General features: G+C 56.6%; 6 protein-coding genes and 8 pseudogenes. 7 read left to right on the plus strand and 7 right to left on the minus strand.

Going from position 1 to position 14,453, the window contains the following annotated elements:
* Window positions 1-33 precede the first annotated feature (33 nt).
* From PSH88_RS19780 to PSH88_RS19790, 3 genes and pseudogenes are all read right to left on the minus strand, one after another.
* Window positions 34-981 (minus strand): sigma 54-interacting transcriptional regulator, encoded by a 948-nt coding sequence (locus tag PSH88_RS19780; protein ID WP_305483328.1) that lies wholly within the window; start codon window positions 979-981, stop codon window positions 34-36.
* A gap of 382 nt (window positions 982-1,363) precedes the next feature.
* Window positions 1,364-2,380 (minus strand): hypothetical protein, encoded by a 1,017-nt coding sequence (locus PSH88_RS19785; protein WP_305422200.1) that lies wholly within the window; start codon window positions 2,378-2,380, stop codon window positions 1,364-1,366.
* A gap of 599 nt (window positions 2,381-2,979) precedes the next feature.
* Window positions 2,980-3,168: pseudogene (locus PSH88_RS19790) on the minus strand (IS630 family transposase); the annotation flags it as partial.
* 376 nt (window positions 3,169-3,544) lie between these two features.
* On the opposite strand from PSH88_RS19790, the pseudogene PSH88_RS19795 reads away from it, so the two are divergent.
* The 3 pseudogenes from PSH88_RS19795 to PSH88_RS30540 all read left to right on the plus strand — a co-directional run.
* A pseudogene (locus tag PSH88_RS19795) lies at window positions 3,545-3,805 on the plus strand (transposase); the annotation flags it as partial.
* 222 nt (window positions 3,806-4,027) lie between these two features.
* Window positions 4,028-4,327 (plus strand): annotated as a pseudogene (locus PSH88_RS19800) (IS110 family transposase); the annotation flags it as partial.
* Window positions 4,321-4,569, plus strand: a pseudogene (locus PSH88_RS30540) (glycosyltransferase); the annotation flags it as partial. The pseudogenes PSH88_RS19800 and PSH88_RS30540, both read left to right, overlap by 7 nt.
* Window positions 4,570-4,747: 178 nt before the next feature.
* On the opposite strand, the pseudogene PSH88_RS19810 reads toward PSH88_RS30540, so the two are convergent.
* From PSH88_RS19810 to PSH88_RS19830, 4 genes and pseudogenes are all read right to left on the minus strand, one after another.
* Window positions 4,748-4,984: pseudogene (locus PSH88_RS19810) on the minus strand (helix-turn-helix transcriptional regulator); the annotation flags it as partial.
* Between the two features lie 689 nt (window positions 4,985-5,673).
* Window positions 5,674-6,843, minus strand: coding sequence for an IS91 family transposase (locus PSH88_RS19820; RefSeq protein WP_305422201.1), 1,170 nt, complete (start codon window positions 6,841-6,843; stop codon window positions 5,674-5,676).
* Between the two features lie 95 nt (window positions 6,844-6,938).
* Window positions 6,939-7,988 (minus strand): hypothetical protein, encoded by a 1,050-nt coding sequence (locus tag PSH88_RS19825; protein ID WP_305483329.1) that lies wholly within the window; start codon window positions 7,986-7,988, stop codon window positions 6,939-6,941.
* Window positions 7,989-8,685: 697 nt separating this feature from the next.
* A pseudogene (locus tag PSH88_RS19830) lies at window positions 8,686-9,750 on the minus strand (IS91 family transposase); the annotation flags it as partial.
* A 151-nt stretch (window positions 9,751-9,901) separates the two neighbouring features.
* On the opposite strand from PSH88_RS19830, the pseudogene PSH88_RS19835 reads away from it, so the two are divergent.
* From PSH88_RS19835 to PSH88_RS19850, 4 genes and pseudogenes are all read left to right on the plus strand, one after another.
* Window positions 9,902-10,261 (plus strand): annotated as a pseudogene (locus tag PSH88_RS19835) (IS6 family transposase); the annotation flags it as partial.
* An 891-nt stretch (window positions 10,262-11,152) separates the two neighbouring features.
* Complete coding sequence (locus tag PSH88_RS19840; protein WP_305422204.1) at window positions 11,153-11,539, plus strand: hypothetical protein; 387 nt, start codon at window positions 11,153-11,155, stop codon at window positions 11,537-11,539.
* Complete coding sequence (locus PSH88_RS19845; RefSeq protein WP_305422206.1) at window positions 11,536-11,973, plus strand: hypothetical protein; 438 nt, start codon at window positions 11,536-11,538, stop codon at window positions 11,971-11,973. The genes PSH88_RS19840 and PSH88_RS19845 overlap by 4 nt, the downstream gene beginning before the upstream one ends.
* A gap of 1,220 nt (window positions 11,974-13,193) precedes the next feature.
* Window positions 13,194-13,860, plus strand: a pseudogene (locus PSH88_RS19850) (IS6 family transposase).
* The last annotated feature ends 593 nt before the right edge of the window (window positions 13,861-14,453 follow it).

Below are 14,453 nucleotides of genomic sequence, written 5' to 3' on the forward strand. Positions count from 1 at the left end.
AGGGCGAGTCGTCATAGGCAATGCCATCTGACATCAAGCGCATGACGCTTTCATCCTGGAATACAGCGTACGCTTCGGAATATCCAATTCATCGACGACCGCATCTATGCTGTTTTGGTGGCGCTTTAGAGCATCTTTGATCAGTTCGTTTTCCACAAGTCTCAGCTGTGTCTTCAACCCAGCGGTCGATCGTGTTATTCCTACACCAACGGTTCCAAGCAGTGGAAATCCCAACACGAAGCGTTGAGCAGCGGATCTTAGCTCACGAATATTACCGGACCAGGCATGTCCGAGTAACACCCACTCAAGGTGACCGTCAAGCGCAGGGACTGCCCGATTGAAATGCTCGGCAATGACACTGGTGAAATAATGAAACATCGGCAGAATTTGCTCACGGCAGGTGCGCAAGGCTGGGAGTTGGATCGTCAGGGCATTGAGTCGGAAAAACAGATCGCGACGAAAAAGTCCTTGGTCAACGAGCGGGCCGAGAGGCCTTTGCGCAGATGCGATGACGCGAAAGTCCACTGGTATGAAGGTTGTCGAACCAAGCCGTTCGATCCCGCGAGACTCCAATGTCCGAAGCAACTTAGCCTGCAAGGACAGCGGCATGCTATCGATTTCGTCGAGATACAAGGTTCCCATCTGGGCAGCCTCGATATACCCCATTCTAGACTGAGTAACTCCGGTGAACGCCCCGCTCATTACGCCGAATAACTGGCTTTCAGCCAAAGTCTCGGGGATGGCCGCGCAGTTGATACCGACCCACGAGCCTGTTCGGCCAGACAATTCGTGGATATGTTTGGCCAGCGTGTCCTTGCCGGTTCCCGTTTCTCCGTACAAGAGCAAGTCCAATTCGATGTTGGCGTAGCGCGAGGCTTTTTCGTGAAGTTGCGCCGATACTGGACTATCCTCTGACGCGATGCTGCCAAGCCCAGTTGATGTTTTCATTGATCTATTTACCAAAAAGGATGCGGCAAGCATCACCGCACGTTATCGAATGAGAAAGGGGCGCGTCTGTGCCGAGAACGACGCGCGGTACCACGGACTTTTTCCACATCGATGTCGAACACATATTTGACATACCGACTACAAATCGGGGCGTTGTCTGAACACGACACTAACGAACTCCACACCGAGGTTGTGAAAACAATCCGTTGTCGCTGCCTCTCCATTCGGCGCACTCATGCGGCAATTAGCCACCAGTGACGATGTCTTTCTTTTCTGTACCCCGGTCAGATCATACATTTCTGATCTGAATAAATAGTTGAAGCAAAAAACCAAAAAGCTCGTTAAACGGACCTCAAAAAGATACTTTTCATGGTTTATAAAGAAGTATCGATAAAAACAGTGCAAACGGGACGAATCAGATACCCGTTCGAAACACCGGTGTGTGTCGGATATAAAGCTTTTCCACCACATATTCAATCAGTGTATCTACGCAGCTGGCATCCTTATTTCGACGCGCATGAAGCAACCTTACATCACTGTCGATACCTTGGGATTCCTTGATACTGACTACGGCTATAAGGGCCGTCTCTTTACTGTCCCACACCGAGCCCAACCAAGGACGCGGCATCGAAATATCCATATTGGCGATCGTGGCCCCCACGCTATGTCGGATAGTCGACAAACCGAGGCAGCTATCAATTTCGGATAACTTCTCGTTATATCCAGCATCATCAAGCGACTCATACTGCTTTAGTTCATGTTTTCGCGCTACATAATGCCGAGAGTTAATTTCGCCCAGTTCCAACGGGATGCCCAGAGCCACCTCATTTTTGAATATCTCCGCCCCACCACCCAAAATTATCTTTAGTAAATTCTCGGCAGACTTTTCGTCGGTTTCAATCCCAAGTGCTGTGGCGTTCGAAGCGATCGTTTGTAACATCGCGTGTTTGTTGATGACGAAGCACGCGCTGACTCCAGTGCAGAGTTTTTCGGCACTGTAATTGACAACAGCAAATTTTGGATTTAACCGGCGACCACCAGCCATCAAACCCAAAACACCCGCAAGATCTCCTTGGTCGCTCCGCAGACTCTTGTAGGCCAGATAGGCGGGCTTGCTACCACCCACCACATGTGCAAGCCCTTGCTCGAGAATTGCTGTAAGCAACATTTTGCTGCCTGGGTAACGATCCTCGGTGTAGGGGTTTGTGCTTGAGAGGAATGTCTCGAACGCCTGCGGACGATTTGTGCCGAGACCTGCCGAAGAACCAAGCAAGGGACCTATTGACACATCAATGATTCGTGAATGGTCTATGGTAACCGTATCAAAGGTCAACGCTGAGGCAGGCGACGATGTCTCCTGATTCGATGGATATGCCTCATTCGGGATCATAGCCGAACCCAGATTAACGCCTTTTCCACTCAAATTTTCCATGCTTACACCCTCAAAATTGTTATGTGTATGCTGCTCAGTGGGTGCGCGTTGCACCTTGAACTGCAAGGCAGAAATCGGGTGAGCGACAGTGCAAGCATTTGGCGAACGTTTCGGCTCCACAGACATAAGAATTCTTGTATTCCGAATGCCTATTGATTCGCAAATTTGTAAACGAGTAATTGAGTGGTATTTCCGTCAGCTAAGGTTCCCAATTTTTTCTTCGCGTGTTTCCCCACCCGTAAATCATCTGATGCAATTGACGTTTCTATCAAATCTCATGAAGTGATTTCCGTATGGGCTGGCCACCGCGCAGGCACTCCCCGCAGTGCTTCCGTCCTCGCAGGGGTAATGGCCAGTTGCTCCAGCGCGCTGGTTAGGAAAAGCCCGAATCGCTTTGCGCGACGCCACTAGCGAATCGAAATCATCTGTAAATAAACTCATGCCCCCCCATAACGTCGCGATCTTGTAATTTGTTTTTAGAGTGTTGCACGGCGCCCAGGTAAAACCCAGTGAACGCTCTTCAAGAACGTAATGCAGCAGGTGCATGACCGGTTCAATGGAAAGCGCAACTACATTACGCGCAAGCCTATTGCGCCGTCTCAGAAATAATCCCTATTGATCTGTGAAGCCAGTACCTCACGGGCGCGTTGTATTTTGTTCAAAATATCCTCTCCCTTTGCATTCCAGACATAGCGCGTCGGTTGCGCATTTCGCAGCGCCAAGAACGTGGTACTCGACCTTTCCAACTCACGCACTGAGCTGAAGCTGCCCTCTCGTAGATACACCGTCCCATGGTCGCTTGGAGCGAGCACTGCGGTGGAAAAATGTTTTGCTATCTGGCGATAGTTCGGCACTCGAGGTTAAGCCGTGCTCCGCTGCTTTTTTTATAAAACCGGTGAAGGTCACCGGCTTCATGAGAGCATCTCGGCAGGCGAATCCGCGTACCCTGCTAGAGTCAGCCAAGCTTGTTCAGCGTGTCCTTAACCGCCTTTCAATTGATATTGGAAGTCTCTCTGATAGTGCTCTTCCCAGCCGTAACGGTTTCGGGGAACGACAAAGAAAAGTGGAGGCTCATCTTGCAAAGGGATGGTAAATCTATCTGTAGTGGTCTAATGAAACCGGACACCCATTTAGGCGAGAATGCTCGCCAGATCGAGGTGTCAGATGACCAAACAACGCCGTTCCTTTTCTGCTGAATTCAAACGCGAGGCTGCCGACCTCGTGCTCAAGCAAAACTACAGCTACATCGAAGCCAGCCGTTCACTCGGCGTCGGCGAGTCGGCCCTGCGCCGCTGGGTTGATCAGGTTCAGCAGGAGCGCCAAGGTGTTACGCCGCAGAGCAAAGCATTGACCCCGGAACAACAGAAAACTCAGGAGCTGGAAGCCCGAATTGCCCGTCTTGAACGGGAAAAATCCATTTTAAAAAACCGCCTCCCCGGCGCTCCGCGGCCCATTGGATTAGAAACACTGCGTTCTACACTGATCCTACTGGACAGTGGTCGCTGGCTTTTTGGAGGCTTAGACCCCGTCAAAAAACTTGACCCAGGGGAAGCTGCGGACCCGTTAGTGGTGGCACGTTCCGTGACCCCGTTTAGGAAGGTGATTTGATCCGAGTCCCCGTCCAGTTCAACTTGACTGGAGGTGCTCATGAAAAAGCATGATCTGAAGCAGCGTGGGTTACCGGTTATTCATGATTACGCAGCCGGCATTGATATTGGCTCACGCTTTCATGTGGTGGCCGTTCCTGCAGACCTGGCCAAAGAATCCGTTCAAACTTTCCAGGCCTTCACTGCCGATCTCGATCGCATGGCCAACTGGCTGGTAAGTCTTGCGATAACGACGGTCGCCATGGAATCAACAGGCGTTTACTGGATTCCGGTTTACGAAATACTGGAAGCGCACGGCCTACAGGTCGTACTCGCCAATGCGCGTGATGCCCGTGGAATGTGGCGATCATCAAGCAACACAGCGTTAACTTTCAAATGGATGAACGTAATCCTGGTTATGAACTGCAGGATCGAATGACTGCCTGGGGCTACGAGGTGCGTTTTATTTCACCGCGAAAGATATTCCGTTACCTGGATCACATTCAAGGCGGCACCGTATCGGCGATGGGCGGTTACACGCGAAATCACCGAAGGGTTCGGATGTACGAGCAGATTACCCAAGGGAAAACCCTGAGAGTCTAGTGAAGGGATAGAACCGCATACGCATGTTCGAGGACGCCTGGACCTTTTACAGCATCTTGCGGCGTTGCCTGCAAGGAGTACTTCGGTCTACTGGCTTGCGTGCTGCCACCACGCTTTGTTTAGTCGCGAGTTGGTGGTGGCCTCTCTGCTTCAGGTCAAGCCAACCGACAGCTATCGATCACGTGTTGGACGGTGATTGCGGGGTGTAGGGATTGAGTTGCTGGCGCCTGAACTGTCCGGGTGGCTGGCCATGAATCTAGCGAAAGCGTTGGGAGAAATACGCTTCATCAGCGAAACCACACAACCTCGCCACTTCCCCGACGGGTCGTGTTCCATTGAGCAAGTAATGTCGCGCCGCGTGCATCCTGCGCTCGAGCACCAGTTCGGTAAAGGTCTTGCCGATTTCCTTGCGCAATCACGATGTGCCCATGCTCGGCGGTGATCGAGCGATCAACCACAGCCATGTCGCCATCAAAAATCCCTGCCCCCTCCATACTGTGGCCTTCGATGCGCACACGGAATTGACTGATGCGGTGTAGTGCTGGGAAGGGCTACCTGATCGGAGGGGATCCATGGTGGTCTGGGCCTGTTCTGAGTGATCGAATCGGCCGCACGAAACGACGTGAATCTCAGTGGGTGGTCAGAAGGGCTTATGAGGTTCCAGAGGCTGGCCAGGCACATGGGCCAGGCAACACGGCTCTAAAGCGGGCAAATGACCACTCGTCATTTGCAGATAGCGTGAGCCCGTAGCAATGCAATGCGAGCCAGCGCCGTGGAATGCAAGCTCATTTGCAATTAATGTGAGCCGGCGGCTTTGGCTGGTTGCAGTTAATGTGAGCCAGAAATGCCGATGAATGCGAGCCAGCGTGTTTTCAAACGCGAGCCGCTACAGATAGTGCCAGGCATAACCAGCGACCGAGATCCTTGCACGCTGTTCATGTATAGGAATTTCAATAATTCCTAACCAAGGTCATGGGCTGACAATGCATCATCGAAGCTCTGCCAACGTGGTTGTCGATGTCAGGAAAAAACGTTTTTGTCGAAAAAGGGGCCGAAAGCGATTTTTCGCTACCTTTTCCAGATTTCGGACGCACCTTTCCCGCATCAAGCCCGCACATACCTCATCCGCGCGATCGCGTGGGCATGGGTAACCAGCCCCTTCACTGTCAGCCCACTGATCGCCGCCGTGTACACCATCCGCGCGCCGCACAGCACGCAGCTGAACGGATCGACATTTAAAAACGCTTTCGCCATCTGTGCGAAATACAGCTTTGGCGTCGGCCCCGGCTTTGCCATCTTCAGGGCTTCGTATACCTGCGGCAGGTATTTCCCACACACCCGGTTGGCCAGAAAGCCGAAATAGCGGATCATCCGGAAATGCTTCTGCGGGATGTGCTGCACCACCCGGCGCAGCATGTCGGCCTGGCTCAGCGACTCCTGCTGATAGGTCTGCGTGCGGTGATCCAGGTAGGTGAAGCTCAGCGTCGCGCCCGATGTGTAATGCGCTAGGCGACTGCCCGAGATCGGAGGCTTCTTCAGGTAACGGCCTAGGTAATTCACGGTCTTTCGCCCGTTTTCCGTCTTCTTCGACCGGTAGATGTGCCAGTGTTGGCCGCCCGCAGTGAGCACCAGGCGGCGCCAGTCGCTTTCGCAGGTGATGTGCGCTAATTCCGGCGGCAACACGAGCTGGCCCCATTGCTCCAAGAGGTAGTTGCGCACATTCCACATCCAGCGCCGGCGCATCGCCTTTTCATGAAACGCCAGGTTTTTCCAGACGCCCTGCTCATCCAGGCCACCGGCGGTCGCCGAGAGGTGCACATGGGGACTCCAGTTGAGCCGCCGACCGTAGGTGTGGAGCGCGCCAAACAGCCCGATGCGCAAACCTCGCCGCCTGGCGGCGTACAACAGGTTGTCCGCCGCCAGGCGGCACAGCGCATCGAGCAGAGCACGGTTGTGAAAGAACAGCGGCCACAGCGTGTCGGGCAGCGTAAACACCAGGTGGTACCAGGCGCAGTCGGGCAAGCGGTTGTGTTGGACGGCAATCCACTGATCGGTGGCCTTTTTGCCGCACGACGGGCAGGCCCGGCAGTGGCGGGTGTTGCACCGGTATTTGACGTGCGGGCAGTGCCCATTGCCGCAGGTGCAGTGCTTTACGCCCAGGATCGAGGTGCCGCTGGCCAGCATTTTGCTCACCGATTCCACTTCGATGGCGCGTAGACCGCCGACCTCCAGCAACCCTGCCCAGCCGCCGTTGGCCGTGAACAGGTTTTTCAAAGGCGGGGTTTGAAGCCAGCGGACCGGCTGGAACGGGCTATGGAGTGGCGTCGAGCGGTTAGGACAGTGCCCCTCACGTCAGCGGGCCATCCAGACTATTGCGGTCCACGCGCGGCCTGCAACCGGGCCGTGATGCGCGCGTTACCTGCCCCCAACCCGGCGGCGTGCAGGGCGCTGGCGACGTCCTTATGAATTCTCAACGACCCGTCGGTGTTGTGCAGGTGCGCGTTGATCTGCTCATCCGTGGCGCTTCGCAGACGCCGTGCCGACCCGGCGGCCTGCAGCTGGGCATCGATGCGCGCGTTACCTGCCCCCAACCCGGCGGCGTGCAGGGCGCTGGCGACGTCCTTATGAATTCTCAACGACCCGTCGGTGTTGTGCAGGTGCGCGTTGATCTGCTCATCCGTGGCGCTTCGCAGACGCCGTGCCGACCCGGCGGCCTGCAGCTGGGCATCGATGCGCGCGTTACCTGCCCCCAACCCGGCGGCGTGCAGGGCGCTGGCGACGTCCTTATGAATTCTCAACGACCCGTCGGTGTTGTGCAGGTGCGCGTTGATCTGCTCATCCGTGGCGCTTCGCAGACGCCGTGCCGACCCGGCGGCCTGCAGCTGGGCATCGATGCGCGCGTTACCTGCCCCCAACCCGGCGGCGTGCAGGGCGCTGGCGACGTCGCTCCGAGTTCTCAACGACCCGTCGGTGTTGTGCAGGCGCGCGGTGATCGTAGCATCCGTGGCGCCGGGCAGTTTCCGTGCCCCCCCGGCGGCCTGCAGCCGGGCCGTGATGCGCTTGGCACCTGCCCCCAATCCGGCGGCGCGCAGGGCGCTGATGACGTCCTTGTGAGTTCTCAACGACCCGTCGTCGTTGTGCAGGTGCGCGGTGATCTGATTATCCGTGGCACCTCGCCGTTTTGGCGGCTGGCCTTCGGACGCTGCCCCCGACCGAGAGGACAGGGAGGGCGCCTGGTAGGGTGCGCTGCTTACCGCATGAGCGGGCCGGTTCCGGCTAGGCCCGGGAACGCCTGTTGAGGTGCCGGCCGAGCCGTCGTGGGAAAAGACCATGGACTGGGTACTGACCGAAGCGCCCGACGGCAGCGGTGCACCGGAAAAGTTCTGAGTACTGCTTTTTGTAATCAGGGCCTGGGTCAACTGACCCCGTGAGGATTGCGCGGCCAGTTGGCTGGGAGATGGCTGTTGCCCGCTGGCAGAGGACGCTTCCGCGTGTGCCGAGGCAGGCGGAGGGCCGGGCAGGTTTACGGATATAGCTCCCGAAAGGTCACGCAAATTAGCGCTAACGATGTCGTATTGGGATTGATCGTTTAATCGCGTGTTGATGGTTAACTCGGCCCTGGTTAAATTGGCAATGCTCATAGGATTGCCACCCACTGGTGGGCTGACCGACGCCTGATAGGTAGCCTCCATACCGCTGGTAGATTGAAGCCGAAAAGAGTCGTCCTGTAGAGCGTTGCGTACCAGCGATGCAACACGTTGATGATCGAGGTTGGGCTGGGTTACAACCTGATCTAAAGCCAGGCCCGCATTGAGGCTCAATCGGGAAAGAGAAATTCTACCGGGATGGACAGGCTGAGCCTGAGAGCCCGACGCTTCTGGGGGGTGAGCGGAATTGACTGATGCGGTGTAGTGCTGGGAAGGGCTACCTGATCGGAGGGGATCCATGGTGGTCTGGGCCTGTTCTGAGTGATTGAATCGGCCGCACGAAACGACCTGGATCCGAGTAGGTGGTCACAAGGGCTTAGGGGGTTCCGAAGGCGGGCGGGGGAACACGCGGGCCAGGCAACATGGCTGTGAAGTGGGCACGGACCCATTTGCAGCCGTAGGCTGCCCTCTTGGGCGCTTTGCCGCGCGCCTCCATCTTCAACGCTTCGTAAACCCGTGGTAACTGCTGACCACACACCCGATTAGCCAGAAAACCAAAATACCGAATCATCCGAAAGTGCTTTTCCGGGATGTGCTGCACCACCCGGCGCAGCATGTCCGTCTGGCTCAGCGACTCCTCCTGGTAGGTCTGCGTGCGGTGATCCAGGTAGGTGAAGCTCAACGTCGCACTGGAGGTGTAATGCGCCAGGCGGCTGCCCGAGATCGGCGGTTTTTTCAGGTAACGGCCCAGGTAAATTCACCGTCTTTCGCCCGTTTGCCGTCCTCTTCGACACATAGACGTGCCAATGCTGGCCGCCGGCGTTGAGTATCAAGTGTCGCCAGTCATTTTCGCTTTGCAGGTGAGTGTTTTCGGGCGGTACCGTGAGGTGCTCCCATTGGCCCAGCAGGCACTGGCGCACATTCCACATCCAACGTCGACGCAGGGCGGATTTGTGAAACGACAGATTTTCCCAGGCACCGCCTTCATCGATCCCTCCCGAGGTGGCAGAGACATGGATGTGCGGATGCCAGTTAAGCCGTCGGCCATAGGTATGGATCGCGCAAAACACCCCGATATCCAATCCTCGGGATCGGGCGGCATACTGCAAATTGTCGACGGCCAGGCGGCACAGGGCATCGAGTAAATGACGGTTATGAAAAAACAGTGGCCACAGGGTGTCGGGCAGCGTGAACACCAGGTGTTGCCAGGCACAATCGGGCAAGCGGTGGTGTTGGACGGCCATCCACTGATCGGTGGCTTTTTTGCCACAGGATGGACAGGCCCGGCAGTGACAGGTGTTGCACAGGTATTTGACGTGAGGGCAGTTGTCGTTACCGCAGGTGTAGTGCTTTACACCCAGGATCGGGTGGCGCAGGCGAGCATTTTGGTGATCGACTCGACTTCGATATCGCGCAGGCCACCCTCATCCAGAAGGTTGGCCCAGCATTGGTTAGCGGTGAACAGATTTTTTAGCGGCCGGGGTTTGTAGGCAGGAATCATCTGAAGCAGAAGCGTTGGGTAGGTGGGCTTTATGATGATCGATTACAGCTGCCATGACAAAGCGCAGCCCCGTGGTAGCTCTGATGGGCAACTCGGTTTTCCTGATGCTATGCGATAGCAAGAACGGGCGATTTGCAGCCGCAGGCTGCCTAGTTCTTTAAATTCCGTTTTCTGAAGCGACCCCAAGTACCTCTACCGCGCCGTCGACAAGCACGGCAAGACCGTCGATTTCCTGCTGACGGCAAAGCGCGACATGGCTGCGGCCAGGCGCTTCTTCGACAAGGCCATTAAAGCGAACGGCGAGCCGGATAAGGTCGCGATGGACAAGAGCGGCGCTAAAAAGGCCGCAATCGATGCGATCAACACCGCTCGCAACGTGCTCATTCTGGTGCGCCAGGTTAAATACCTCAACAACATCGTCGAGCAGGACCATCGCGCCATCAAGCGGGTGACCAGGCCGATGCTCAACTTCAAATCGTTCCGGTGCGCCAACTGCGTGCTCGCCGGAATCGAACTGATTCACATGATCCGCAAGGGCCAGTTCGCTATTGATGGCACCGACGCAAGTAAGCCGACAACACGGCCCGGTGCTACGGATGAGCAAATCAACGCGCACCTGCATAACGACGACGGATCGTTAAGAACTCGCAGCGACGTCGCCAGCGCCCTGCACGCCGTCGGATTGGGGGCAGGTGCCAAGCGCATCGCGGCCCAGCTGCAGGCCGCGCGTGGACCGCAATAATCTAGATAACCCACTTGCGTCCAATTATTTTTAATCATTTTACGTTTGCTAAGCCACTCACAAGACGTAGACATGCGTCTTGTGCGTGAGTTCTTAGACTAGCTCTACGTATTTGGACACCCCCAGCACTTCGCAGGAACAACTATATGCACCCCCTATCGCCTTACTCACCCAGTTACGTTTACCCTATGCCGGACATGGAACAATCTCGTAACTTGCCACAAAATGCACCGTCACAAGCGACCCACACGGGCGCACGCCCTGCGGCAAATAGGGATATCTTCAGGAAATTGCGCAGCTAGAAGGACAAAGAGCGTCCCTGGCCAACATGGACGGCGCAGTTGATCGGCAGATTGATAACCTGAAGCGTCAGCTGCCAAACGACCGGTGCCAGGTGAGGATGCAGGCTTCCATTCCAATGTACCTGATCCTGAATCAACCCTGCGATGGCCGCCCCCTCGGCAAGCCAGGCAACGAGGGCGAGCTCTTCCACATGGGGGTAAAAAGCGAAGGCTCCCTGCCTCGACATATGGTCAACCATCCTCTGTCTTAAGCGGACAACAACCATCGATTTCCAGCTATCAAGCCGCGCAATCTTCACGGGGCCAGCGGGCACCAGCCACGATGGGGCAAAACAATCCTCGGAATTCAGGTCCGCTGCTGCCGTCGAGTGCCTCGGTCAGTACACGGGGCATGGCCTTTTCCCACGATGGCTCGGCCGGCACCTCAACAGGCGTTCCCGGGCCTAGCCGGAACCAGCCCGCTCATGCGGTACGCAGCGCACCCTACCAGGCGCCCTCCCTGCCCTCCCTGCCCTCTCGGTCGGGGGCAGCGTCCGAAGGCCAGCCGCCAAACCGGCGAGGCGCCACGGATAATCAGATCACCGCGCACCTGCGCAACGACGACGGGTCGTTGAGAACTCAAACTGACGTCATCAGCGCCCTGCACGCCGTCGGATTGGGGGCAGGTAACGCGCGCATCGTGTCGGCGCTGCGGCAGGCCGCCGGGGGGCACGGAAACTGCGCGGCGCCACGGATGCTCAGATCGACGCGCACCTGCACAACGACGACGGGTCGTTGAGAACTCAAACTGACGTCATCAGCGCCCTGCACGCCGCCGGATTGGGGGCAGATACATCGCGCATCACGGCCCGGCTGCAGGCCGCCGGGGGGGCACGGAAACTGCGCGGCGCCACGGATGAGCAGATCACCGCGCACCTGCACAACACCGACGGGTCGTTGAGAACTCACAAGGACGTCGCCAGCGCCCTGCACGCCGCCGGGTTGGGGGCAAGTAACGCGCGCATCGCGGCCCAGCTGCAGGCCGCCGGGGGGGCACGGCACCTGCGCGGCGCCACGGATGAGCAGATCAACGCGCACCTGCACAACGACGACGGGTCGTTGAGAACTGGGAGTAACGTCGCCAGCGCCCTGCACGCCGCCGGATTGGGGGCAGATACATCGCGCATCACGGCCCGGCTGCAGGCCGCGCGTGGACCGCAACAATCTAGATAACCCACTTGCGTCCAATTATTTTTAATCATTTTACGTTTGCTAAGCCACTCACCAGACGCAGACATGCGTCTTGTGCGTGAGTTCTTAGACTAGCTCTACGTATTTGGACACCCCCAGCACCTCGCAGGAACAACTATATGCACCCCCTATCGCCTTACTCACCCAGTTCACGTTCACCCTATGCCGGACATGGAACAATCTCGTAACTTGCCACAAAATGCACCGTCACAAGCGCCCCACACGGGCGCACGCCCTGCGGCAAATAGGCTGGATATCTTTCAGAAAATTGCGCAGCTAGAAGGACAAAGAGCGTCCCTGGCCAACATGGAAGGCGCAGTTGATCGGCAGATTGATAACCTGAAGCGTCAGCTGCCAAACGAACCGGTGCCAGGTGAGGATGCAGGCTTCCATTCCAATGTACCTGATCCTGAATCAACCCCTGCGATGGCCGCCCCCTCGGCAAGCCAGGCAACGAGGGCGAGCTCTTCCACAGGCAAGGGTAAAAAGCGAAGGCTCCCTGCCTCGACATATGGTCAAGCATCCTCTGTCTTAAGCGGGCAACAACCATCAGTTTCCACCCATCTGGCCACACAATATTCACGGAGTCAGTTGACCGAGGCCCTTATCAGACAAAACAGCCCTCAGGACTCTTCCGGTGCACCGCTGCCCTCCGGCGCCTCGGTCAGCACCCAGTCCACGGTCTTTTCCCACGACCGCTCGGCCGCCTCGACGGGCGTTCCTGGGCGTAGCCGGACACGGCCCGCTCAAACCGCACGCAGCGAGCCTTATCCTGCCCCTTCACAATCAGGCGCCTCGTCCTCACGCGGTGCAGGCACGCGTGTGGCGGATCCGAGGCATCCGGGGCAGACCATTTCACAAGGCGCGCTGAATCAGCGGAACTCCCGAGCCCGAGCGGCCGCCAGTAAGGCCGAAGCGAAAAACGCATCGCTCATTGCCTAACGCCCATAGGCCAGCCAGTTTCAAACCTCTGAAAATCTATTCAGGGGTTCCGGCTTACACCCAAATACTGTTCGGTTAGATTGGCAGCTGGTAAAATTTGCGTATCACCGAACCTCACAAACGAGAGGTATAGAGATGGCGCGAACGAAGGCGACGCGGCACTGTTGCAAATAGTTTATGGGGGGTAGGCTAAAGCCCACCTTGGACTGAAGGAGGCGCGTATGAACCCTTTCTAGGGTCGGCATTTTCAGGGCACCCTTATTCTCTGGGCCGTACGCTGGTATTGCAAATATGGCATCAGCTACCGTGAGCTGCAGGAGATGCTCGCCGAACGCGGCGTCAATGTCGACCACACCACGATTTATCGTTGGGTTCAGCATTACGCGCCGGAGATGGAAAAACGTCTGCGTTGGTACTGGCATCACCCTACAGATTTGCGCTCCTGGTGTCTCGATGAAACCTATGTCAAGGTCTGGGGGAAATGGTTTTACCTGTACAGGGCCACGGACAACCGCGGCCATGCCCTCGATTTTTACCTGTCCCCCCGTCGCAACACCCAAGCCGCCTACCGGTTTTTACGCAAGACGCTCAAGCCTCTGAAGGCGTGGTAAATCCCTAAAGTCATCAATACCGACAAGGCGCCCACCTATGCCAAAGCGCTGGTATTGCTGAAGCAGGAAGGCAAATGCCCTCCGGACGTGGAGCAGCGACAGGTGAAGTACCTGAACAACGCCTTTGAGTGCGATCATGGAAAACTCAAACGCATCATCAATCCACTGCTGGGTTTCAAATCCCGTAAAACGGCGTAGGCAACGATAAAAAGGAATAGAAACCCTGCGAGCCCTTCGCAAAGGTCAGGCAGCGTCCTGGTATTACGGGCACGCCCAGGGCGAAGTGCGCCTGGTTAATAGGGTTTTCGGCCTCTGAGCCCTATTTGAAGAGCAAACCACAGCTCAGGATCCTATTTGCAACAGTGCCGGCAACACTGCGTCTGCAATTCGCGCAAAACAGCAGCTTCAATCTTTGTACGCGCCTGCGTAATCGATGCCTTGTTGACCGTTGTAGATGTTGCGCTGCCTTCTAGCCAGGCTAGGCCAGGCCTTGCGTCATGGCCGCAAATACATCTTCATACGCCGCCTCAGGATACAGGCTAAGGGCCATGCTGAAATCACCACCGTGCTCGCCGGAAATTTGCGTACGCGCTGACTATTGCACCCAATGCTTCTCAAGAAGCTGGACGACCCCCTCCATCGGATAAACCCGGGCAAACAGACTCGCACCAAGGTAATCGGTTAAACGTACTCCCTGACCCAGCGTCGCCTTCGTTCGCGCCATCTCTATACCTCTCGTTTGTGAGGTTCGGTGATACGCAAATTTTACCAGCTGCCAATCTAACCGAACAGTATTTGGGTGTAAGCCGGAACCCCTGAATAGATTTTCAGAGGTTTGAAACTGGCTGGCCTATGGGCGTTAGGCAATGAGCGATGCGTTTTTCGCTTCGGCCTTACTGGCGGCCGCTC

The sequence above is a fragment of the Pseudomonas wuhanensis genome (genome assembly GCF_030687395.1).
Taxonomy (GTDB): Bacteria; Pseudomonadota; Gammaproteobacteria; order Pseudomonadales; family Pseudomonadaceae; genus Aquipseudomonas; species Aquipseudomonas wuhanensis.

Bases quoted from the DNA above. Each gene is read 5' to 3' on its own strand.
- PSH88_RS19780 (WP_305483328.1), bottom strand. From the start codon at position 981: ATGCTTGCCGCATCCTTTTTGGTAAATAGATCAATGAAAACATCAACT.
- PSH88_RS19785 (WP_305422200.1), bottom strand. From the start codon at position 2,380: ATGGAAAATTTGAGTGGAAAAGGCGTTAATCTGGGTTCGGCTATGATC.
- PSH88_RS19840 (WP_305422204.1), top strand. From the start codon at position 11,153: ATGGCCTTTTCCCACGATGGCTCGGCCGGCACCTCAACAGGCGTTCCC.